Source organism: Streptomyces viridochromogenes (assembly GCF_001270495.1).
In the GTDB taxonomy this organism is placed as follows: Bacteria; Actinomycetota; Actinomycetes; order Streptomycetales; family Streptomycetaceae; genus Streptomyces; species Streptomyces viridochromogenes_A.
In genome coordinates this window covers 18,901-42,025 of record NZ_LGUR01000208.1, presented here as the reverse complement: position 1 = coordinate 42,025, position 23,125 = coordinate 18,901, and the positions used below count along the sequence as shown (strand labels likewise).

Genomic DNA, 23,125 nt, shown 5'->3' with positions numbered 1-23,125 from the left:
GGGGTGTCACGAGGTCTCGACCACGGGGCCTTCCGTCCGCGCCCATGCGGCCCTTCCGCCCACGTACCCGGGGCTATAGCGTCCGCGCCCATGGGGGCTTTTCCGTCCCGCCATGCGAGTGATTAGGCTTCTGGTGGTGCGGTGACGATCGCAGTCGCGTGGGACTAGCCACTCGGTCCGCCCGGCCGCGACGACGACCAGCTCAGCAGCAGTGGCTGACCAGGAGGCAAGCAGTGAACAGGGATCGGTCCGAGTACAACGGCGGGAGCCCTTCCTCGGACGGGGACGATCACGAGGTGGATCTCACCGGCGAGTTCGAAATCGTCTACACACCTCCCGCCTGGTACGCCCAAAGTACGCAAAGTGGTTCCCCGTCCGGCGAACAGCAGGACGGCGGCCGGCCCACGCCACCCCCGCCGACCGGTTCGCCCGTCGGCTCGCCCACCGGGCCGCCCGGCGCCGCTCCACAGGGTCCGGGAGCGTACGTTCCCGGCCCGGCACAGCCGCCCTCGGCCCAGGGCGTGCCCCAGCAGCCCGCGCAGCCGGCACAGCCCTCGCAGGCCACCCCGCCTCAGGGCACGCCGAGCCCGAACCAGCAGGGCGCCGCCACGGGTGGCTACGGATTTCCGCAGCAGCAGTCCGCGCCGGGCGCCCCCGCGGCCGGCGGGTACGGCTACCCCCAGCAGCCGGGAGCCGTCGCACCCCAGCAGGGCCAGGACACGTCGGGCGGCTACGGCTACCCCCCGCAGGGTCAGGACACCTCCGGCGGCTTCGGCGTGCCTCCGCAGCACGCGCCTGCCCAGCCGCCCGCCGCCGCACCCCAGCAGCCCGCACCCCAGCAGCCCGCACCCGCCCAGCCGCCCGGCGCCCCTGGCTTCCCCGTGCTGCGTCCGGTCGACACGGACGCCCAGCCCGGCCCGTCCTCGACCGCCACCCCGGCGGCCGGAGTCCCGACGCCGCCCGCGCCCGAACAGCCCGCCCCCGTACAGCCGGTGGCGGAGCCGGAGCCGGACCTCAACCACGCCGCCGCCGACGCCGAGGCCGCGCGCCTCTTCGGCGGTGACGACGAGGACGTCGAGCCGGAGGAGGAGCGGAACGACGAGGCGGAGTCGGGCGACGCCACCGCCTCCGCTTCCGACGGCGACACCGACGGCGACGAGTCGGCGCGGGTCCAGGCCGACGCGGACTCCCCCGCCCAGCCCGAGCCCTCGGCCGCTCCCGTGACCGCGGAGGCGGAGCCGGAGGCAGCGCCGGACGCGCAGTCCGCGCCCGCACCCGCGACTCCCGCACAGCAGCCGCACGCACAGTCGACCGGTCAGGTCCCGGTGCCGCCGCAGGCGCAGCCCGGACAGGCCCCGGAGCAGCCGCAGGGCCAGCCCGCCGGCCAGGCCCCCGTGCCGCCGCAGCCCAGCCAGGGACTCCCCCCGCTGCCCCAGGGCTTCGCACCCGCGCACCCCGCCCAGGGAGCGCCGCCGCAGGCCGGGTACCCGGACCCGCAGGCCGCGGCGGCAGCCGCAGCCGCAGCCGCCGGGCAGGCCCCCGGTTACGGCTACCCCCAGCCCCCGGCGCAGGGCTCGTTCGGCCCCGCGCAGCCGCAGCCCGGACACCCGGCGCAGGGCGCACAGCCCGCGCCCGCGGACCCGCGACAGGCGCACCAGCCCGGACAGGCGCAGCCGCAGCCTCAGCCTCAGCCCCAGGCAGCCGGGTACGGCTACCCCCAGCAGGCACCGCAGCCCGGACAGCCGCAGCCCCAGCCGCAGCCGCAGGCCGACGGGTACGGCTACCCCCACCAGGCACCCCAGCCCGGACAGCCGCAGCCCCAGCCCCAGCAGGCTCAGCCGCAGCCCGGACAGCCCCAGCCGGGACAGCCCCAGCCCGACGGATACGGCTACCCCCAGCAGCCGCAGCACCCCGCACAGCCCGGCTACGGCTACCCGCCCCAGCAGGGCGGCTACGGCTACCCCCAGCCCCAGCAGGCTCAGCCGCCCCAGCAGCAGCCCCAGGCCCAGCCTCCGCAGCAGGCACCGCAGCAGAACCCCGCTGCCCCGCCCGCCGCCCCCTACGGCAACCAGGGCCAGGGCAACCAGGGTTGGAGCGCTCCGCCCGGACCCGGTCAGGCCGGACCAGGGCAGGCCGGACCCGGCGCTCCCCAGCAGCAGGCCGCGCCCGGCACTCCGCTCGGCTACAACGCGGCCGTGGAGCTGTCCTCCGACCGCCTGCTGCGCAACCAGCCCAAGGCCCGCAAGAACAACCAGGCCCCGTCCCGGTTCAAGCTCGGCGCCAAGAAGGAGGCGGCGGAGCGGGAGCGGAAGCTGGGTCTGATCCGTACGCCGGTGATGTCCTGCTACCGGATCGCGGTCATCAGCCTCAAGGGCGGCGTCGGCAAGACCACGACGACGATGGCGCTCGGCGCCACGCTCGCCAGCGAGCGGCAGGACAAGATCCTGGCGATCGACGCCAACCCGGACGCCGGTACGCTCGGCCGACGGGTGCGGCGCGAGACGGGCGCGACCATCCGTGACCTGGTGCAGGCGATCCCGCAGCTCAACAGCTACATGGACATCCGCCGCTTCACCTCGCAGGCGCCCTCCGGCCTGGAGATCATCGCCAACGACGTGGACCCGGCGGTCTCCACCACCTTCAACGACCAGGACTACCGCAGCGCGCTCGACGTGCTCGGCAAGCAGTACCCGATCATCCTCACGGACTCGGGCACCGGTCTGCTCTACAGCGCGATGCGCGGAGTGCTGGACCTCGCCCACCAGTTGATCATCATCTCGACCCCCTCGGTGGACGGTGCGAGCAGCGCCTCGACGACGCTCGACTGGCTGTCGGCGAACGGGTTCGCGGACCTCGTCCAGCGGTCGATCACCGTGATCTCCGGTGTCCGCGAGACGGGCAAGATGATCAAGGTGGAGGACATCGTCGCGCACTTCGAGACCCGTTGCCGCGGTGTCGTCGTGATCCCGTTCGACGAGCACCTCGCGGCGGGCGCCGAGGTCGACCTCGACATGATGCGGCCCAAGACCCGCGAGGCCTACTTCGACCTCGCCTCCGTCATCGCCGAGGACATCGCGCGCACCCAGCAGGGCTTCGGCAACCCGAACATGCAGTACCAGCAGCAGCCGCAGCAGGGCTACCCGGAGCAGCAGGGCTACCCGGCCCCGCAGCAGCAGCCCCAGCAGCCCTACCCCCAGCAGGGCGGCGCCCCGCAGCCGGGCCAGGGCTGGGGGCAGGCCCCGCAGCAGCCCGCGCCGGGCCAGGGCTGGCAGCAGCAGGCGCCGCCGCAGCAGGACCCGCAGCAGGGCCAGCCTCAACAGGGCTCCGTACCGCCCGGCTGGACGCAGCAGTAGCGGTAGCGCGTGAACCGCGAAGGGCGGCCGGTGCCTCAATGGCACCGGCCGCCCTTCGCGTCGTACGACTGACTACTGCTCGGCGGCCGCGATCAGCTCCCGGCAGCGCTTCACGTCCTCGGCCATCTGCTCCAGCAGGGCGTCCAGCGACTCGAACTTCGCCTGGCCGCGGACGAACGCGAGGAAGTCGACGGCGACGTGCAGGCCGTACAGGTCCAGGCCCACCCGGTCGATCGCGTACGCCTCGACCGTGCGCTCCGTGCCGTCGAACTGCGGGTTGGTGCCGACGGAGATCGCGGCCGGCATCGTCTCGCCCTGGGCGTGCAGCCAGCCGGCGTAGACGCCGTCGGCCGGGATGGCGGTGTGCGGGAGGGTCTCGACGTTGGCGGTCGGGAAACCGAGCTCCCGACCCCGCTGAGCCCCGCGTACGACGACGCCCTCCACCCGGTGCGGGCGGCCCAGGATCTCGGCGGCGCCCTCGACATCGCCCGCGGCGACCAGGCGCCGGGTCAGGGTGGAGGAGAAGGGCTCACCGCCGCCCGCGTCACCGGTGACGTACAGGTCGACGACCTCGACCTCGTAGTCGTAGGTCTTGCCCTGCTCGGCGAGGAACTCGACGTTCCCCGCGGCCCGGTGTCCGAAGCGGAAGTTGGGGCCTTCGACGACCGCCTTGGCGTGCAGCTTGTCGACCAGGACCTTGACGACGAACTCGGCCGGCGACAGCTTCGAGAACTCGGTCGTGAAGGGGAGGATCAGCACCGCGTCCACGCCCAGCTCGGCCATGAGGTCGGCGCGGCGGTGGTGCGGGGCGAGCAGGGGCGGGTGGCTGCCGGGGCGGACGACCTCGCTGGGGTGCGGGTCGAAGGTGACGACGACGGCGGGGACGCCCAGCTCACGGGCGCGGTCCACGGCATGCCGGATGATCAGCTGGTGCCCGCGGTGGACCCCGTCGTAGGAACCGATGGTGACGACGCTGCGCCCCCAGTCCTGGGGGATGTCCTCCAAGCCACGCCAGCGCTGCACTGTGACCGCTCCTCGTCGAACCCGTGTCCGTCTTTGCTCGTACGCTCTTACGCAGGTCTAAGGGTGCCATGCCGGGCGCTCACGGCCCGCATCGGCATGGGTGCTGTGACCGGGTGCACGTACGACGCGGTGGTCATGCGGGGACTCGGACGCCGGACAGGTTCTCGATCATCCGGCGGGTGCTCGGGCCCACCACCGCCGTCCACTGCTGCGGGGTGTCGGTCAGCCAGCCGGCGACCCGCGCGGCGAAGCCGGGCACATGGCGGCCCAGGTCGACGAGGCCGCGGTCGAAGCGGGCCGCTCCGTCGGGCGTACGGACGAGGAGTAGACCCGTGTGGTGGACGAGGTCACGCAGGCCGTCGTCCGGCCGGTCGCCGCCTCGCCGCACGGTGGCGTGCAGGAAGGCGTCGAGGACGGCGGGCGCGTGTTCGTGGGCGAGGAGGAAGTCCAGGAGCTCGCGGCGCAGGGCGCGGGAGTCGGGAGTGCCGGGCGCGGCGAGTACGACGGCCAGGGCGGCCCGCAGCGGTTCCGTGCCACCCTCCAGCAGGCCGGTGACCAGCGGGAGGAGGACGGCGCGGGCGCCGGGGCCGTGGTCGAGGCGCCGGTCGACGTAGGCGGCCACGTCCGCGGCGGTGTCGGGGCGCCATCGCACCGCGTCCCGTACGACGGCGGCGGCCCTGCGCGCGAGGCCGGGCGTGCTGACGTCGGCGAGGGTACGCAGCGCCTCTCCGGCGTCCGGTCGGCTCAGGCGCGCACGGAAGGCTTCGAGGACCTGGTCGGGGTGGGTGGCCAGCGCGAAAACCAGGGCACTGGGCGGCAACTGGGGGTCGGCGGCCACGAAGTGCGCCAGCGCCTGCGGAAGATGGGAGGTACGCGTGCGCGGGTCCCGGACGAGGACGGCGAGCGCGCCGCCGTGCAGGGAGCAGTCCTCGGGGCGGGCGAGCACGGCGAGGGCGGCGTAGCGGAGCAGCTCGCGGTCCGCCTCGGTCCCCGCATGGGGCGCGGCGCGCACCCCGTACGCCACCGCCGCGACGCGTCGCCCGGGCCGTTCGTCGTGCGCCCAGCGGTCGACGGCCCGGCAGATCGCGGACGGTTCCTCCTCGGCCAGTACGGCGAGGAGTTCGTCGGCCTTGCGGTGCGCGCTGTCGACGAGTGTCTCGGTGAGGTCGTCGAGGGCGCGGTGGCGGTGCGTGTGGAGCAGGGCCTGGGCGGCGTGGGCGACGGTCGCGTGCGGGGTGGCGGGCAGCGGCCGGTCGTCGTCGAACCAGCGGGTGAGGTGGCGTTGTACGGCGGTGGGGTCGGCCGCGAGGAGACGTGCGACGGCGTCCAGGTACCGGGGCCGCCCGGGGTGCCGTGCCTCGTCGGCGTCGGTGGCATCGGTGGCGTCGGTCGGCGGGCCGTCGGTGAGGACGAGGCGGCGGAGCAGGTCGAGGCGCTCGCCGTCCGGGAGGGGCAATGCGGTCCAGAAGCCGGGGCCGAACTCGGCGGGTACGGCACGCTGCTGGATCCGCAGACCTACGATCCGGTCGGTGAGGCGGCGCAGTACGTCCAGGTACGGCGTCGCGTCGGGGACGCGCAGCAGGGTCTCGGCGAGGAGCCGGGCGGCCCACCAGGAGCGCGGGTCGACGTCCAGCGCGTTCGCCAACTCCTCAAGTTTCAGGGCGAGTTGAGTCGCGCCCTGGTGCCGTGGGAGCAGGAGGAGCGCCTGGACGACCGGACCGATGCGGTGGTGCGGTACGGGGAGGGGGTGCTCGGTGTCGGGGTCGGTGCGGCGGCGGTGGACCAGCGCGTGCAGGGCCTCGTCCAGGTCGAGGTGCATGCCCTGGATCCAGTCGGCCAGCTCCTCGTGGGCGAAGCGGTAGCCGTTCCCGGCGGGGACGAGGAGACCCTCGGTGAGGACCGCGGAGGCCCAGCCGGTACCGCCGCCGAGCCTCGCGGGCGCCTGGCCCCACGGGAACACGGCCTCGAACGACGCCCGGTCCAGCTCTCCCTGCCCCGGGCCGAGGCTGCGGCGGGCGGCCTCGTGGACCTGGCCCGAGACCTTGGCGGCGAGGCGGCGTACGGCGGCGCCGCGCAGGCCGTTCTCGACGGCGAGGCGGACGGCGATACGCAGGCACATGAGGTCGAGGTGGGCGGAAAGGACGTCGTCGCGGTCGACGGGAGGGGTCGGAGCGTCGGGAAGGGCGGCGCGCACCTCGGAGAGGAGGCGGAGGGTGAGGGGGTGGCGAGCATCGGGGCCGGTGAGGGCGCCGTCCGGGATGCCGTAACGGGCGCGGGCCTGCCGTGCCTCGTCGGGGGTGAGGTCGTCGAGCGGTACGCAGGCCGGAAACGACCCGGACGTCCCGGGCGCGGTCCGGTCGGCGGAGCCGTAGAGCAGGTCCTCCGGGAACTCGGCGCCCGCCCTCTCCCAGTACTCCGCCCCGCACGCCACCACCAGCCGCGCCCCCGTCACCCGTAGCCACTCCTCCGTGCCCTCGGTCCACTCCGTGAGGCGGTGGGCCAGGACGGGGGGCATCTCCTCCGGGCCGTCCAGGAGGAGCAGCAGGGGGCGGCCGGCGGCGCGGGCGAGGTGGGCCAGGCGTTCCGGGGTCGTGTCGCCCAGGGCGGCGGGGTCGCAGGAGGCCGACGCCGCCACGATGCGGGCGGCTCGGGCCAGGGCCCGGCGCGCGGCGTCGGCGACCGAGGTGTCGTCGCCCTTCAGGTCTGCGCCGCGCAGCCACAGCGTGGGAGCCGCTTCGGGGCCGCGGTGCCGGCGGGCGGCCAGGGCCGCGAGTTCCGTCGTACGACCGCTGCCGGGGCGCCCGACCAGGGCCAGCACGCAAGCCCGGCTCTCGGTGAAGGCGCTGAACTCCCGTGCCGTCGAGGCCCGTTCGACCGGGGTCACCGCGCCCGCTCCCCCGACGTCGGTCCGTCCACCCTGGCTCGTCGGCGCCCCGGGCGGGCCGTCCTGCCCGACCGACGTGGCCGTCAGCTCCAGTACGCCTCCCGGGTTGAGGTCGGCGCCGTACGCCGGCACGGTCGCCGCGTTCTCGGCGAGCAGCGCGGCCAGCGGGCCGTCGGGAGGTGGGTTCAGCGGGACGGCGAGGACGGCATCGTGCCGGCCGGACTGAAGGGACGTGCCGAGGACGCCCACGACGGCGCCGGTACCGGCATCGAGTACCGGCCCTCCGGCCGCCCCGCCGCCCAGCCGCAGCGCGTCCCGGCCGGCCGTGCCGATCGCCAGCTCCAGGGCGCCGTCGAGACGATGGACACGGTTCCTCGCCGGGTACGTGGCGGACACCGCGCCCAGCACCCGCGCCTCCCGCCAGCCACCGGCCGCGATCCGGACGTACGCACCGGTCTCGACCCGGTCCCGCACGGTCACCGGCAACGGTTCCACGCCCAGCCCATCGGTCCGTACGAGGGCCAGGTCGAGGTCGGGCAACGGGGTCACCGCGGTCGCGGGCACCTCACAGCCGCGGTCACCCCCGGCGGAGCGCAGCACCAGCCGGGACAGCCCGTCGACGACCTCATGGCTGGTGACGACCGTGCCGCGGTGGTCGGCCACGAAGCCGAGGCCACGGGGCCGTCCTGCCGGGTCGTGAATGCGCACCAGAGCTTCGTCGCGGACCCGGGCGCCCAGGCCGTCCCCGTCCGGGCGTTCACCGCCACGGCCTTCAGGAGCGGTGCCGGCGTCCCGCCCGGCCCCACCGAGGCCGTCCGGGGCGGCCCAGGGACCCGATGCGTCCCCCAGGTCCCGAACGCCCCACCCGGCATCCCGCGTGCCCCACGCATCCCCCGCAGTCCGCGTCCCCTCCGGCATCCGGCGGTCGCCGCCCGCCCCGGGGCCCCGTCCCGCCATCGTCGAACCTCCCGCCGTGCGTCCACACGCCCATCCGCCTACGCCCTGTTCTTTCGACGGTAGGCGCGATGTGATCAGCGGGACAGATCGCTCGGCGAACGCGCCCCCTTCCGCTCCCTCGGTTCACTCCGAGCGCCTGCACAGACGGGTGAACAGGCGGGCGTCGCTGGATACACCCTAGGGGTGGGGGAACCGAGGGGGGACCGTGGAGCGGCGGGCACGACCCCGTGACCGCCGCTCCACGGGCAGGCACCGGACAGAGGTGCCCGGCGCCTCAGCCGAAGACGGCCAGGCTCTTGGCTTTGCCCTTGTGTTCCTCCACGAGCGCGAGGAGGCGGCCCTCGGGGCCGAAGACCGCGACGGAACCGGCACCCGCGTACTCGTCGGGCATGTCGAGGCGGACCCCGTTCGTGAGCAGCCGGGCACGCCTGGCATCGACGTCCCAGCGCGGGAACGCGGCCGCGGCGGCCTCGGCGAGCGGCATCACCGTCAGCTCCTGCTGGAGCTGGTCCAGCGTCCTGGCGGAGTCCAGCTTGTACGGCCCGACCCGGGTACGGCGCAGCGCCGTGAGGTGGCCGCCGACGCCCAGGTCGGCGCCGAGGTCACGGGCGAGGGCGCGGATGTACGTACCGGAGGAGCAGACCACCGACACGACCAGGTCGAGTACGGCGGTGCCGTCGTCGGCGACGGCGTCCCGGACGTCGTACACCGAGAAGGACGAGACGGTGACCGGCCGCGCCGGGATCTCGAACTCCTCGCCCTCCCGGGCCCGCTTGTAGGAGCGCACGCCGTCGATCTTGATGGCGCTGACCTTGGACGGCACCTGCATGATGTCGCCGGTCAGCTTGGCGATCCCGGCGTCGATGCCGTCACGGGTGACCTTCGAGGCGTCGACCGACCCCGTGATCTCGCCCTCGGCGTCGTCGGTGACCGTGGTCTGGCCCAGACGGATGGTGCCCAGGTACTCCTTCTCGGTCAGGGCCAGATGACCGAGGAGCTTGGTCGCCCTCTCGACGCCGAGGACGAGTACGCCCGTCGCCATGGGGTCGAGGGTGCCGGCGTGCCCGACGCGGCGGGTGCGCGCGATGCCGCGCATCTTGGCGACCACGTCGTGCGAAGTGAAGCCCGACGGCTTGTCGACGATGACAAGGCCGTCGGGCGTGGTGTGCTTCTGCGTCATTCCGCGGTGTCGCCGTCCGTCTCGTCCTCGGCGCCCGGCTTGCGGTACGGGTCCGCCTCGCCGGCGTACTTCGCGCCCGCGGACGCCTCGCGCACCTTCTCGTCGGACTGGCGCGCCTTGTCGAGGAGGTCGTCGATGGTGCGTGCGGTGTCCGGCAGGGCGTCGGCGACGAAGGCGAGGGTGGGCGTGAACTTCACGCCCGCGGCCGCCCCGACGGCCGACCTGAGCACGCCCTTGGCGCTCTCCAGTCCGGCGGCCGCGGCCGCGCGCTCCTCGTCGTCCCCGTACACCGTGTAGAAGACGGTCGCCTCCCGCAGGTCACCCGTGACGCGGGTGTCCGTGATGGTGACGTGCGAGCCGAGCCGCGGGTCCTTGATCCCGCGCTGCAGCTTCTGGGCCACCACCTCTCGGATGAGGTCCGCCAGCCTTTTCGCCCGCGCGTTGTCGGCCACTGGTCCGTCTCCCGTTCTTTCTTCTTCTACGTTCTTGGCTGTTGGTCGTCAGTCGTCGTGGTCACCGTGGAAGCGCCGTCGCACCGACAGCAGTTCCACTTCCGGACGCCCGGCGACCAGCCGTTCGCACCGGTCCAGTACGTCGGTGAGGTGACCGGCGTCGCCGGACACCAGGGCGATGCCGATCCCGGCCCGCCGGTAGAGGTCCATGTGGTCCACCTCGGCCGCGCTCACCGCGTACTTGCGCTGGAGCTCGGCGACGATCGGGCGGACGACGGAGCGCTTCTCCTTCAGCGACCGTACGTCGCCGAGGAGGAGGTCGAAGGACAGCGTCCCCACATACATGTGTAACCGGTTCACCCGCCGGTACGGGATCGATGGCCCTGCCATCCGTGAGGCAGGGACACCAGAACCGTACAACGAAGGGGCCGGGACGATCGACGGATATTACGCTCCGTAGACCGTGGAGCCCGGCACTCCGCACACCGGTCGGGCACTCTCCGCAAACGGCGCGCTGGCCGACAGGACCGGAGTCCCGTCGGCCAGCACGAACCGTCGGCTTTACGCCCGCGGCTTCTCGCGCATCTCGTACGTCGCGATGACGTCGTCGACCTTGATGTCGTTGAAGTTTCCGAGGTTGATACCACCCTCGTAGCCTTCGCGGATCTCGGTGACGTCGTCCTTGAAGCGACGCAGACCCTCGATGTTGAGGTTCTCCGCGATGACCTTGCCATCGCGGACCAGGCGCGCCTTGGTGTTGCGCTTGACCTCGCCGGAGCGGATGAGAACACCCGCGATGTTGCCCAGCTTGGACGACTTGAAGACCTCGCGGATCTCCGCCGTACCGAGCTCGACCTCTTCGTACTCCGGCTTGAGCATGCCCTTGAGGGCCGCCTCGATCTCCTCGATCGCCTGGTAGATGACCGAGTAGTACCGGACGTCCACGCCCTCGCGCTCGGCCATCTGCGCGGCACGACCGGCCGCACGGACGTTGAAGCCGATCACGATGGCGTCCGAGCCCATCGCCAGGTCGATGTCGGACTCCGTGACCGCACCGACGCCGCGGTGCAGGACGCGGATGTCGACCTCTTCGCCGACGTCCAGCTGGAGCAGGGAGGACTCGAGCGCCTCGACGGAACCAGAAGCGTCACCCTTGATGATCAGGTTCAGCTGCTGGATCTCGCCGGCCTTCAGCACCTTGTCCAGGTCCTCCAGGGACACACGGCGCGTGCGCTTCGCGAAGGCCGCGTTGCGCTCACGGGCGGCACGCTTCTCGGCGATCTGACGGGCCGTACGGTCCTCGTCGACCACCAGGAAGTTGTCGCCCGCACCCGGGACGTTGGTGAGACCCAGGACCTGCACCGGCGTCGACGGACCCGCCTCGGCGACGTTGTTGCCGTTGTCGTCGAGCATGGCGCGCACGCGACCGTAGGCGTCGCCCACGACCATCGTGTCGCCGACCCGCAGCGTGCCTCGCTGGACGAGGACCGTCGCCACGGCACCGCGGCCGCGGTCGAGACGGGACTCGATCGAGATGCCCTGCGCGTCCTGGTTCGGGTTGGCCCGCAGGTCGAGCGAGGCGTCGGCGGTGAGGACCACGGCCTCCAGCAGGGAGTCGATGTGCAGCCCCTGCTTGGCGGAGATGTCGACGAACATCGTGTCGCCGCCGTACTCCTCGGCCACCAGCCCGTACTCGGTGAGCTGACCGCGCACCTTGGTCGGGTCGGCACCCTCGACGTCGATCTTGTTGACCGCGACGACGATCGGGACGTCGGCCGCCTTGGCGTGGTTGAGCGCCTCGACCGTCTGCGGCATGACGCCGTCGTTGGCCGCGACGACCAGGATCGCGATGTCCGTCGACCGGGCACCACGGGCACGCATGGCGGTGAACGCCTCGTGACCCGGGGTGTCGATGAAGGTGATCGCGCGGTCCTCGTCGTTGACCTGGGTCGAGACCTGGTAGGCACCGATGTGCTGGGTGATGCCGCCGGCCTCGCCCGCGATGACGTTCGTCTTGCGGATGGCGTCGAGGAGTCGGGTCTTACCGTGGTCGACGTGACCCATGACGGTGACGACCGGCGGACGGACCACCAGGTCCTCCTCGTCGCCCTCGTCCTCGCCGAACTCGATGTCGAAGGACTCGAGCAGCTCACGGTCCTCCTCCTCGGGGCTGACGATCTGAACCGTGTAGTTCATCTCGCCCGCGAGGAGCTGCAGCGTCTCGTCGGAGACGGACTGCGTGGCCGTGACCATCTCGCCGAGGTTCATCATGACCGCGACGAGCGACGCCGGGTTGGCGTTGATCTTCTCCGCGAAGTCGGTGAGCGACGCACCGCGCGACAGGCGAATGGACTCGCCGTTGCCGCGAGGCAGCATCACGCCGCCGACCGACGGGGCCTGCATGGCCTCGTACTCCTGGCGCCTCTGCCGCTTCGACTTACGGCCGCGACGCGCGGGACCGCCGGGACGACCGAAGGCACCCTGCGTGCCACCACGGCCACCGGGACCGCCGGGACGACCGCCGAAGCCGGGACGGCCACCGCCGCCACCGCCGGGACCACCCGGACGGCCGGCGAAACCGCCGCCACCGCCACCGGGACCGCCGGGACGACCGGCGAAGCCGCCACCGCCGCCGCCACCGGGACGACCGGCGAAGCCGCCGCCGCCACCCGGGCGACCGCCGCCGCCACCGGGACGACCGCCGCCACCGGGACCACGGCCACCGGGGCCACCGCCGCCGGGACGCGGGCCGGCAGCGGGACGCTGCGGCATCATGCCGGGGTTGGGACGCGGACCGCCGGGGCCGCCGCCGGGACGCGGACCGCCGCCCTGCGGACGGGGCATGCCGCCCGGGGTGGGACGCGCGCCGCCCGGAGCCTGCGGACGGGGACCGCCCGACGCGCCCTGGGGACGGGGACCACCCTGGCCCTGCGGACGCGGGGCGCCGCCGGGAGCACCGGGGCCGCCCTGGCCGCCGGGACGCGGGGCACCGCCCGGACGGGGCGCCTGCGGGCGCGCCATGCCGGTGGAGCCACCAGAGGTGAACGGGTTGTTGCCCGGACGGGGACCGGCCGGACGACCGCCGGGACGCGGGGCGCCGCCACCCGGACGCGGAGCGCCGGGACGGTCACCGCGGTCACCACGGCCCTGGCCGCCCTGGCCGGAGCCACCCGGACGCGGAGCACCCGGACGCGGCGCCTGGCCGGCCGGACGCGGGGCGCCCGGACGCGGGCCGGAACCCTGGCCCTGAGAGGCGGCCGGAGCGGCGGGAGCCGCCGGGGGGGCCGTGAACTCGGGCGTGGTCGGAGCCGGGGACGCCGGGGCGGGCCGCGGCGCGGGCTTCGGGCCCGGAGTGGGACGGGGGCCGGGAGTAACCGGCGCGGCGGGAGCCGCGGGCTTCTCGGCGGCGGCCGGCTTGGGGGCCGGCGGGCGCGGGGCGGCCGGACGGGCAGCCTGCGCCGGAGAGGGGGCCGCCGGCTTCGCCGGGGCAGCCTTGCGGGCGGGGGCGGGCTTGCCGCCTCCATTGCCCTGCTGGAGGGCGTCCGTCAACTTACGGACGACGGGCGCTTCGATAGTCGAAGACGCCGAACGGACGAATTCACCGAGTTCCTGGAGCTTGGCCATGACGACCTTGCTCTCAACCCCGAACTCCTTGGCGAGTTCGTATACCCGGACCTTAGCCACTTCGCTCCTTTTAGGTCCGGGTGCGTCCGGACCGTCGCTACTTCATGGGCGTACTCATCGCGTGCTCATCGAGTGCTCATCGCAATCTCGACCTACTTCCAACTCGCGGGGTACCAGGGCCGCGCGGGGGTTCCGCACGACGCTTCTTACGGTGTTGCCTGCTCAGCAACTGTTGTCTGCTCGACGTACTGGCGCAACGCCTTAATGTCGAGCGCTCCCGGGGCGCGCAACGCCCGCGTGAACGCCCGGCGGCGTACCGCCTGGTCGAGACAGACCAGTGCGGGGTGTACATACGCACCCCGGCCGGGCAGCGTACCGCGAGGATCAGGGACGCACTCGTCCTTGATCGCCACGATCCGCAGCAGATCAGCCTTGGCCGCTCGCTCCCGGCACCCCACACAGGTGCGTTCAGGGCATGCGCGGACGCGTGTCCGGCCAGACACTCTTAAGTCTACCTCCCCGTACCGGCCCCACCCCTTTGGGGGAGGATTCGAACAGTTGCCGCGCAGTAACCTGACGTGATCTAAGCGACCTACGGCTTGGATCTATTCCCCGGCCTGCTCGGTGTCGGGACGGATGTCGATCCGCCAGCCGGTGAGCCGGGCGGCCAGTCGGGCGTTCTGCCCTTCCTTCCCGATCGCCAGGGACAGCTGGTAGTCGGGCACGGTCACGCGCGCCGAGCGGGCCGCCATGTCCACGACCTCCACCTTGGAGACCCGGGCGGGCGACAGGGCGTTCGCCACCATCTCGGCCGGGTCGTCCGACCAGTCGACGATGTCGATCTTCTCGCCGTTCAGCTCGCCCATGACATTGCGCACACGGCCGCCCATGGGGCCGATGCAGGCACCCTTGGCGTTCAGGCCGCTGCGGGTGGACCGTACGGCGATCTTCGTGCGGTGACCGGCCTCACGGGCGATGGCGGCGATCTCGACGGACCCGTCGGCGATCTCCGGCACCTCCAGCGCGAAGAGCTTCTTCACCAGATTGGGGTGGGTGCGCGAGAGGGTCACGGACGGACCGCGCACGCCCTTCGCCACGCGTACGACATACGACCGCAGCCGCATCCCGTGCGGATACGTCTCGCCGGGCACCTGCTCCTGGACCGGGAGGATGGCCTCCAGCTTGCCGATGTCCACGAGCACGTTCTTCGGGTCGCGGCCCTGCTGGACCACGCCGGTGACGATGTCGCCCTCGCGGCCGGCGTACTCACCGAGCGTCGCGTCGTCCTCGGCGTCGCGCAGCCGCTGCAGGATGACCTGCTTGGCGGTGGTGGCGGCGATACGGCCGAAGCCGGACGGGGTGTCGTCGAACTCGCGGGCCTCCTGGCCCTCCTCCAGATCCTCGGGATCCTCCTTCGCCCACACGGTCACATGGCCGGTCTCCCGGTTCAGCTCCACGCGCGCGTGGCGGCGGCTTCCCTCGGTGCGGTGGTAGGCGATGAGGAGGGCCGACTCGATCGCCTCGACCAGCAGGGGGAAGGAGATCTCCTTCTCCCGTACCAAGCCCCGCAGGGCACTCATGTCGATGTCCACGGCTACGCCTCCTCTTCCTTCTCGTCCTTGCTGTCTTTGCTGTCCTTGCGGTTGAACTCGACCTGCACGCGCGCCTTGTCGATCTCCGGGAAGAGGAGTCTGCGACTGGTGGCCTTGCGGCCCTTCACTCCGGGCACTTCGAGGTCGAGACCTTCGTCGTCGACTTCAAGGATCCGGGCCACCAGCTCGCCGCCCTCCGCCAGTTGGAACCTCACCAGCCGGTCGACGGCGCGCACGTAGTGGCGGTGCTCGGTGAGGGCGCGCTCCGCGCCCGGGGTACCCACCTCGAGGGTGTACTCGCCCTCGCCCATCGCGTCCGTCTCGTCGAGCTTCGCCGAGAGCGCACGGCTCACATCGGCGATCCGGTCCAGATCGGCACCGGTGTCGGAGTCGACGACAACGCGCAGCACCCGCTTGCGTCCGACGGAGTCCACTGCGAGCTCTTCGAGATCCAGGCCCTGGGAGCTGACGAGCGGCTCCAGTAGTTCTCGCAGCCTCTCGCTCTGGGTGGTGCTCATCCGGGTGACTCCTCGGCCGCGTGTGCTGTTGTGGGATGGGTCGCGTGTCTGGTCAAAGGGTATCCGGTCGCGAGGGCTGTTGCCGTCCACCTGGGCGCGGGCGGTGCCGATGAGTGGTGCCGTCCGGTCGCGCGGGTACGGTGATCACGGGCCTGCGGCCCAGCTACCCCCGTAACCGCTTTCGTACCCGCCTTCGTACGAGTTCTCCGAGGACGTCTGCCGTGCCGTACCCCTCGCCGCCGCGCTCCCCCTCGGGACCGCGCAGAAGAACCCTGCTCGCCTCGGTCGCCGGGGCAGCGCTGCTGGTCGGTTGCTCCTCCGGGTCCGAGGACTCGGACGGCGGCACCGGCGGCAGCCCGTCGCTCGCCGAGCGGGCACGCGCGCGTGCGGCCCGGGACAGCGAGGGGCTGGTCGAGCGGTACGACGCGGTGCTGGCCGCCCATCCGGCGCTGGCGGTGCTGGTGGGGCCGCTGCGGGCGGAGGCCGTACGGCATGCGGAGGCGTTCGGCGCGGGTACGTCCGGGCCCTCCGGGCCGTCTGCCACGACGTCCGAGGCGCCGAAGGGAGGAAGCGCGGCGCAGTCACCGTCGCCGTCCTCCTCCCCGCCGGCCGCGGTGCCCGCGAACGAGCGGGACGCGCTGGCCGAGCTCGCCGCCGCCGAACGGGCGCTCGCGGACCGCCGGGCGAAGGCACTTGTCGACCTGCCGGGCGAACTGGCGCGGCTGCTGGCCTCCGTGGCGGCGGCCGGGGCGGCGCATGCGTACCTGCTGACGGAGGGGGCCAAGTGAGCGAGACCGGCAAGAAGGACAACAAGGGCAGGACGGAGCAGCTGAAGGCCCTTCAGGCGGCCCTCGCCGCCGAGCACGCCGCCGTGTACGGGTACGGCGTCGTGGGCGGCCGGATCCGTGCGGAACAGCGCTCTGAAGCACGCGCGGCGTATGAGGCGCACCGGGCGCGGCGGGACGCGCTGGCGCGCGAGGTGCGCGACCTGGACGCCGAGCCGGTCGCCGCGAGCGCCGCGTACGCGCTGCCGTTCCCGGTGCCGGACTCGGCCGCGGCCGTCCGGTTCGCCGCCGGTCTGGAGGACCGGGTGGCCGGGGTGTACTCCGACCTGGTGCGGGCAGCCGAGGGTGAGTTGCGGGGTACGGCGGCCGAGGCACTGCGCGAGGCGGCGGTGCGGGCGGTGCGCTGGCGGGGCGAGAGCGTAGCCTTCCCTGGGCTCGCCGAGCGGGCGGGCACCGCGTCGGCGTCGCCGACCGCGTGACGTAACGGGAGTAGCGGAAGGGAACAACTCGCGCATGGCTTTCGAACCGCCGCAGCGTCTGGTCAGGGCGCTCGGTGAGACGGCACCGGACGGTGACGACTGGTTGGAGAAGCTGCCGGAGGCGGCCCACCAGGCCGTCGCGCTACGCGAGTTGACCGTTGAGCGGGTGCAGGTGCCGGGCGGCCGCAGCAGCCTGGTGGTGCTGGTGCGGCGCGCTGACGGCACCCCCGCCGTGCTCAAGCTGGCCCCGCCCCGGTCCCGCCCCGAGAGCGAGCGGGGCGCTCTCGCGCACTGGGGCGGGATGGGCGCCGTACAGCTTCTCGAACCCTTCGTGACCGAGGGTGTGCTGCTGTTGGAGCGGCTCCACCCGGATGTGTCGGTGCGGTCCCTGCCCGAGGCGAAGGCGTTGCTGGAGGCGGCGGGGACGCTGCGGCGGCTGTGGGTCGAGCCGCCCGCCGGTCACTCCTTCGAGACCGTCGCCGAGCGGACGGGCCGGCAGGCGGAGGCGATGCGGGCGACCGCGTCGGGCTTCGGTGACGTGGCGGGGTTGGTCGACGCCGCGGTGGCCGCGCGTGCGGAGTTGTTGGCGGCGCCGCCTGAGGATCGGCTGCTCCACGGGACGTTTCGGCAGAGCAAGGTGCTGGCCGGGGAGCGGATGCCGTGGTTGGCGGTGGGGCCGGATCCGGTGGTGGGTGAGTGCGCCTTTGATCTGGCTCGGCTGGTGCGGGATCGGGTGGAGGATCTGATTGCCTCGCCGTCGGGGGCGGCGATTACCCGGCGGCGGGTGAAGCGGCTCGCGGAGTCGTTGGAGGTGGATCAGGAGCGGTTGCGGGGGTGGACGTTGTTCCGGGCCGTGGAGTCGGGGGTTCGGGCGCTGAGGGTTGGGCGGCCGAGGGATGCCGAGTTGTTGCTGGAGTTCGCCGGGTGGCTTTAGAGGGTTGTGTTCTGTCTGCGGGTGAGTGAGGGCTTGTCGCGCCCACGCGGCGGAGCCGCACATCGATACAGCCCCGCGCCCCTGGGTCAGTGGGCCAGCCCGGCGTTGTGATGACCAGGCCCTCCCGGCTCACCAGCCGCCCGGACAGCCCCAGCCCGGTCAGCCGCTCCGCACCCGCGCCCTGCACCAGCGCCGCCGTGCTCGCCGCGTTGGCGTCGGCGCAGGTGGCCGCCGCCACCGTGACCGTGCGCCAGGGCGAGCGGACGGGCAGGCCGGTGCGGGGGGTCGACGATGTGGTGGAGGGCTCGGCCGCCGCGGCGACCGCCGCGGTGCGCTGTGCTCCTCTGCGGACCGACGCCGCGGCACCCCGCTCCCTGGTTCTCAAGGCCGTTCCCCTCCGTAGTGACGCTGTGTCACGTCCTACGGTCGAGGAACGGCCTGAGTGAAAGCTGTGAGGCGCCTTTGGTGCCCCGTAGAACTCTCTGAGGAGATCCTTTACGCGGTGAGGCGGGCGATCGCCTCGTCCACCGTCAGCTCCTCGCGCTCACCGGTCCTGCGGTCCTTGAGCTCGACGACACCTTCGGCCGCGCGCCGCCCGGCCACCAGGATCTGCGGTACGCCGATCAGCTCCGAGTCGGTGAACTTCACGCCCGGCGAGACGCCCGCACGGTCGTCGCACAGGACGCGCAGGCCGGCCGCGGAGAGCTTCTCGGAGACGTCGAGGGCGAGTTCGGTCTGGAGGGCCTTGCCCGCGGCGACCACGTGGACGTCGGCCGGAGCGACCTCGGCGGGCCAGCACAGGCCCTTGTCGTCGGCGGTCTGCTCGGCGAGGGCCGCGACCGCCCGGGAGACGCCTACGCCGTAGGAGCCCATGGTGACGCGGACCGGCTTGCCGTTCTGGCCGAGGACGTCGAGCTTGAGGGCGTCGGCGTACTTGCGGCCCAGCTGGAAGATGTGGCCGATCTCGATGGCGCGGTCGAGCTTGAGGCCGGTGCCGCACTTCGGGCAGGGGTCGCCCTCCTGGACGACCACGACGTCGACGTACTCGCCGACCTCGAAGTCACGGCCCGCGACGACGTTCTTGGCGTGCGTGGCGTCCTTGTTGGCGCCGGTGATCCAGGAGGTGCCGGGGGCCACGCGCGGGTCGGCGATGTACTTGACCTTCTCGCCCAGGCCCTGCGGGCCGACGTAGCCGCGGACCAGGTCGGGGCGGGCCGCGAAGTCCGCCTCGGTGACCATCTCGACGACGGCCGGCGCGAAGTGCGCCTCGACCTTGTCCATGTCGACCTCGCGGTCGCCGGGGACGCCGACGGCGACGATCTCGCCGTCGACCTTGACGAGCAGGTTCTTGAGGGTGGCGGAGGCGGGGACGCCGAGGTGGGCCGCGAGGGTCTCGATGGTCGGGGTGTCCGGGGTGGGGATCTCCTCCAGCGCGGCCACGCCGTCGGCGTCCACCGGCTTCAACTCGTACGAGATCGCCTCGGTGTTGGCCGCGAAGTCGCAGTTCGGGCAGTCCGCGAAGGTGTCCTCGCCGGCACCGGCCGGGGCGAGGAACTCCTCCGACTTGGAGCCGCCCATCGCGCCGGCGGTGGCGGCGCAGATGCGGTAGTCGAGGCCGAGGCGCGCGAAGATCTTCTGGTACGCCTCGCGGTGCAGGGCGTAGGACTTCGCGAGGCCCTCGTCCTCGGTGTCGAAGGAGTAGGAGTCCTTCATCAGGAACTCGCGGCCGCGCAGGATACCGGCCCGCGGGCGGGCCTCGTCACGGTACTTGTGCTGGATCTGGTAGAGGATGACCGGCAGGTCCTTGTAGGAGGACGCCTGGTCCTTCACCAGCAGGGTGAAGATCTCCTCGTGGGTCGGGCCGAGCAGGTAGTCGCCGCCCTTGCGGTCCTTGAGGCGGAACAGCTCCTGGCCGTACTCGTCCCAGCGGCCCGTCGCGTCGTACGGCTCACGCGGCAGCAGCGCGGGGAGCAGCACCTCCTGGGCGCCGATGGCGTCCATCTCCTCGCGGACGATGCGCTCCACGTTGGCGAGGACCCGCTTGCCGAGGGGCAGCCACGACCAGATGCCGGCCGCCGTGCGGCGGACGTAGCCGGCCCGGACGAGCAGCTTGTGGCTGAGGACCTCGGCGTCCGCCGGGTCGTCGCGCAGCGTCTTCGCCATCAACTGGGACATGCGCTGGACCGGTGCGTTCGCCATGGTTCTCGTACTCCTGCTGGTTTGGGTTATGGCAGGAGGTTAGCCGGGGGGTACGGGGCGGTGGAAATCGGTTAGCCGAGGTCTTGCCCCTACCGGCGGCGGAGCGGCAGAGGGGCGCCCATCACGGCGTACGGCTTGGGGGCGCTCGGGAACAGGACCTGGCGGGCGAGGTCCTGGTAGCCGAGCGAGCGGTAGAGGCCGCGGGCCGGGCTTTCGATGTCGATCGCCGAGAGGATCGAGCGGGGTTCGGCGGCGCTGTCCGTGATCGTGGTGATGAGGGAACGGCCGACGCCGCGGTTCTGGTACTGCGGGAGGACGTGCAGTTCCGTGATGACGAAGGAGTTGTCGAGCCAGTCGTCGTAGCCCTGGGCCCGGAGGTACGGCTCCACGACGGTGGACCACCAGTGGGTGCGGTCGTTCGGCATGCCGTACACGAACCCGACGAGGCGCCCGGCGGTGGTGGCGCCGAGGGCGCGGGCGCCGGGGTAGGTCATGTGGCGCAGGACGATTTGGCGGCGTACGGCAACCTCGTCGGGGCCCAAGCCGAAGGCTACGGCTTGGACCGCGAGGGCCTCGTCGACGCGGGATGAGAGGTCCAGGGAGCCGATCACGATGTCGTCTGGTTGGCGGCGGTGTGCGTGACCGGGAAGGCGCATGTGGGGAGCGTACAGGGGACTCAGGGTCGTCGTTCGGCTGCAGGTCGCGGGGGTTGTTCGCGCTCACGCGGCGGAGCCGCACATCGACAAAGCCCCGCGCCCCTGGGGGGTTTCAGAACAGGATGCTCATGAAGGCGCCGACCTCCTGGAAGCCCACCCTGGTGTACGTCCGCCGCGCCGCCGTGTTGAAGTCGTTCACGTACAGGCTCACCACCGGGGCGACGTCCGCCAGGGCGTAGCGGAGTACTGCCGCCATGCCGGGCGCCGCGAAGCCCTGGCCCCGGTACTCGGGAGCCACCCACACGCCCTGGATCTGGCAGGCCCTGTCCGTCGCGGCGCCGATCTCCGCCTTGAAGACGACCCTGCCGTTCTGGTCGAGGCGGGCGAAGGAGCGCCCGGAGCCCACGAGTTCGGCGACCCGGGCCTGGTAGAGCAGGCCGCCGTCCCCCGCGAGCGGCGATACGCCGACCTCCTCGGTGAACATCGCCACGCACGCCGGCATGATCGTGTCCATCTCGTCCTTGCGGATGCGACGGACGTACGGATCCGGGGCGATGTCGGCCGGCATGTGGTCGGTGACCATCAGGGGCTGGTGGGCGCGGACCTCGCGGGCCGGGCCCCAGGTGGGTTCCAGCAGGCGCCACAGCTGGGCGGTGGCCTCGGAGGGGCCGACGATGGAGGAGCAGCGGCGGCCGGCGCGGCGGGCTCGGTCGGCGAAGGCCCGTACCGCGCGTGGGCCCGCGCAGATCGGGACGAGGTTGGCGCCCGCGTAGCAGAGGGAGGTCAGCATGCCGCCCTCGTACCAGCCCCACATCTCGCCGCCGAGGCGCCACGGGTCGAGGCCGGCGACCTGGACCCTGGACGCCACGAAGGCGTTCGCGACGGGCTCGCTGTCGAGGATGGCGAGCGCGGCGTCCAGGTCGCTCGGTTCGAGCACCCGTGAGGTGGTCTGGGTCAACACGTACGGGGCCTCACGCTGGGGTTCTGCTGGTCCCCGCACTGTACCTGCGGAAGCTTTGCCGCGCCGCCCTGTGGAGGCCGGCCGGCGTTCGAAGGTCCCGGTCGGCCACCGCCCCGCCCCTGGGGGCTGCCGCCCCCAGACCCCCGCATCGGCCCTGAAGGGGCCTCGTCCTCAAACGCCGGACGGGCTGAAAATGCCTGGCCCGGCAAAGCCCTCTGCGGATGAGTGGGGGTTCGGGACGGTGGTCACCTCGTCCTCAAACGCCGGACGGGCTGGATGGTGCCGGCCGGCGCTGACAATTCAGCCCCTCCGGCGTTTGAGGAGCGGGGGTCCAGGGGGCAGAGCCCCCTGGCGGGGTCGAAGGGGCGGAGCCCCTTCAAGGACGGGACGGGTAGGGGCGGCGGGGGCGAGGAAACCCTCTCAGCCGGCCACCGCCACCGACGGCTCGCCCGACTCCACGCCGTCCGCCTCCATCTGTTCGGCCAGCTTCATGGCCTCCTCGATGAGGGTCTCGACGATCTTGGACTCGGGGACGGTCTTGATGACCTCGCCCTTGACGAAGATCTGGCCCTTGCCGTTGCCGGAGGCGACGCCGAGGTCGGCCTCGCGGGCCTCGCCGGGGCCGTTCACGACGCAGCCCATGACCGCGACGCGCAGGGGGACCTCCATGCCTGTGAGGCCGGCCGTGACCTCCTCCGCCAGCTTGTAGACGTCGACCTGGGCGCGGCCGCAGGACGGGCAGGAGACGATCTCCAGGCCGCGCTGCTTGAGGTTCAGGGACTCCAGGATCTGGAGGCCGACCTTGACCTCCTCGGCCGGGGGCGCGCTCAGCGAGACGCGGATCGTGTCGCCGATGCCCTGGGAGAGGAGGGCACCGAACGCCACCGCGCTCTTGATCGTGCCCTGGAACGCGGGGCCCGCCTCCGTCACACCGAGGTGGAGGGGGTAGTCGGACTGGGCCGCGAGCTGGCGGTACGCCTCGATCATCACGACCGGGTCGTTGTGCTTGACCGAGATCTTGATGTCCCGGAAGTCGTGCTCCTCGAAGAGCGACGCCTCCCAGAGCGCCGACTCGACCAGGGCCTCCGGCGTCGCCTTGCCGTACTTCTGGAGCAGGCGCCGGTCGAGAGAGCCCGCGTTGACGCCGATCCTGATCGGGGTGCCGTGGTCCTTGGCGGCCCGCGCGATCTCCTTGACCTTGTCGTCGAACTGCTTGATGTTGCCGGGGTTGACGCGGACCGCGGCGCAGCCGGCCTCGATGGCCGCGAAGACGTACTTGGGCTGGAAGTGGATGTCGGCGATCACCGCAGGCCACCCGCACGATCTGGCAGCCGGAGGCCGTGAGCTCGGCGATCTGCTGGAGGGTGGCGCCGATGTCGGACGTACGGGTCGTCGTCATCGACTGGACCGAGACCGGGGCGTCGCCGCCCACCGCCACCGTCCCGACCTGAATCTGCCTGCTCTTCCGGCGCTCGGCGAGCTTGGTCGGAACGGACGGCATGCCGAGAGAAATCGCAGTCATGTGCTG

16 protein-coding genes and 2 pseudogenes are annotated in these 23,125 nt (G+C 72.6%); 5 read left to right on the top strand and 13 right to left on the bottom strand.

The annotated features are described in order from the left end of the window. Positions 1-158: 158 nt before the first annotated feature. Positions 159-350 (top strand): annotated as a pseudogene (locus ADK36_RS51565) (SCO5717 family growth-regulating ATPase); the annotation flags it as partial. 171 nt (positions 351-521) lie between these two features. After that, positions 522-3,353 carry a MinD/ParA family ATP-binding protein gene (locus ADK36_RS49625; RefSeq protein WP_234329875.1) on the top strand — a complete coding sequence of 944 codons (2,832 nt, stop codon included), beginning with the start codon at positions 522-524 and terminating at the stop codon, positions 3,351-3,353. A gap of 72 nt (positions 3,354-3,425) precedes the next feature. Here ADK36_RS49625 and ADK36_RS26310 read toward each other — a convergent pair whose 3' ends face one another. The 9 genes from ADK36_RS26310 to rimP form a co-directional block, all read right to left on the bottom strand. Further along, entirely contained in the window at positions 3,426-4,376 is a 951-nt protein-coding gene (locus ADK36_RS26310; protein ID WP_048584639.1) for a bifunctional riboflavin kinase/FAD synthetase, read from the bottom strand. Between the two features lie 133 nt (positions 4,377-4,509). Next, entirely contained in the window at positions 4,510-7,968 is a 3,459-nt protein-coding gene (locus ADK36_RS26305) for a S1 family peptidase (RefSeq protein ID WP_053199318.1), read from the bottom strand. 523 nt (positions 7,969-8,491) lie between these two features. After that, entirely contained in the window at positions 8,492-9,397 is a 906-nt protein-coding gene (gene truB, locus ADK36_RS26300; protein ID WP_053199316.1) for a tRNA pseudouridine(55) synthase TruB, read from the bottom strand. Continuing rightward, positions 9,394-9,849, bottom strand: a complete 456-nt coding sequence (rbfA, locus tag ADK36_RS26295) for a 30S ribosome-binding factor RbfA (RefSeq protein WP_048584636.1) — start codon at positions 9,847-9,849, stop codon at positions 9,394-9,396. The genes truB and rbfA overlap by 4 nt, the downstream gene beginning before the upstream one ends. Before the next feature lie 48 nt (positions 9,850-9,897). Then, positions 9,898-10,194, bottom strand: a complete 297-nt coding sequence (locus tag ADK36_RS26290; protein ID WP_048584635.1) for a DUF503 domain-containing protein — start codon at positions 10,192-10,194, stop codon at positions 9,898-9,900. Positions 10,195-10,410: 216 nt separating this feature from the next. Further along, positions 10,411-13,533: a translation initiation factor IF-2 gene (infB, locus tag ADK36_RS46675; RefSeq protein ID WP_078916516.1), complete on the bottom strand. Its 3,123-nt coding sequence runs from the start codon at positions 13,531-13,533 to the stop codon at positions 10,411-10,413. A 146-nt stretch (positions 13,534-13,679) separates the two neighbouring features. Beyond that, positions 13,680-13,976 (bottom strand): YlxR family protein, encoded by a 297-nt coding sequence (locus ADK36_RS46670; protein WP_078916515.1) that lies wholly within the window; start codon positions 13,974-13,976, stop codon positions 13,680-13,682. Positions 13,977-14,078: 102 nt separating this feature from the next. Beyond that, positions 14,079-15,065: a transcription termination factor NusA gene (nusA, locus tag ADK36_RS26275; RefSeq protein WP_030054478.1), complete on the bottom strand. Its 987-nt coding sequence runs from the start codon at positions 15,063-15,065 to the stop codon at positions 14,079-14,081. A gap of 2 nt (positions 15,066-15,067) precedes the next feature. After that, the gene (rimP, locus tag ADK36_RS26270; RefSeq protein ID WP_048584632.1) at positions 15,068-15,583 is read right to left on the bottom strand and encodes a ribosome maturation factor RimP; all 516 of its coding nucleotides are present in this window, start codon (positions 15,581-15,583) and stop codon (positions 15,068-15,070) included. 221 nt (positions 15,584-15,804) lie between these two features. Between rimP and ADK36_RS26265 the strand changes: the two genes are divergently transcribed. From ADK36_RS26265 to ADK36_RS26255, 3 genes are read left to right on the top strand one after another with little or no spacing between them, the layout of a single operon-like run. Next, positions 15,805-16,371 (top strand): hypothetical protein, encoded by a 567-nt coding sequence (locus ADK36_RS26265; protein WP_053199312.1) that lies wholly within the window; start codon positions 15,805-15,807, stop codon positions 16,369-16,371. Next, entirely contained in the window at positions 16,368-16,847 is a 480-nt protein-coding gene (locus ADK36_RS26260) for a ferritin-like domain-containing protein (protein ID WP_053199310.1), read from the top strand. Before ADK36_RS26265 ends, ADK36_RS26260 begins: the two co-directional genes overlap by 4 nt. Before the next feature lie 34 nt (positions 16,848-16,881). Continuing rightward, entirely contained in the window at positions 16,882-17,781 is a 900-nt protein-coding gene (locus tag ADK36_RS26255; protein WP_048584629.1) for an aminoglycoside phosphotransferase family protein, read from the top strand. 495 nt (positions 17,782-18,276) lie between these two features. Here ADK36_RS26255 and ADK36_RS26245 read toward each other — a convergent pair whose 3' ends face one another. From ADK36_RS26245 to ispG, 4 genes and pseudogenes are all read right to left on the bottom strand, one after another. After that, the gene (locus ADK36_RS26245) at positions 18,277-19,980 is read right to left on the bottom strand and encodes a proline--tRNA ligase (RefSeq protein ID WP_048584627.1); all 1,704 of its coding nucleotides are present in this window, start codon (positions 19,978-19,980) and stop codon (positions 18,277-18,279) included. Positions 19,981-20,069: 89 nt separating this feature from the next. Beyond that, a complete protein-coding gene (locus ADK36_RS26240; protein WP_048584626.1) occupies positions 20,070-20,636 on the bottom strand; it encodes a GNAT family N-acetyltransferase in 567 nt (188 codons plus the stop codon). 112 nt (positions 20,637-20,748) lie between these two features. Then, the gene (locus ADK36_RS26235; RefSeq protein WP_048584625.1) at positions 20,749-21,597 is read right to left on the bottom strand and encodes a GNAT family N-acetyltransferase; all 849 of its coding nucleotides are present in this window, start codon (positions 21,595-21,597) and stop codon (positions 20,749-20,751) included. A 420-nt stretch (positions 21,598-22,017) separates the two neighbouring features. After that, positions 22,018-23,119, bottom strand: a pseudogene (gene ispG, locus ADK36_RS26230) (flavodoxin-dependent (E)-4-hydroxy-3-methylbut-2-enyl-diphosphate synthase). Positions 23,120-23,125: the final 6 nt, after the last annotated feature.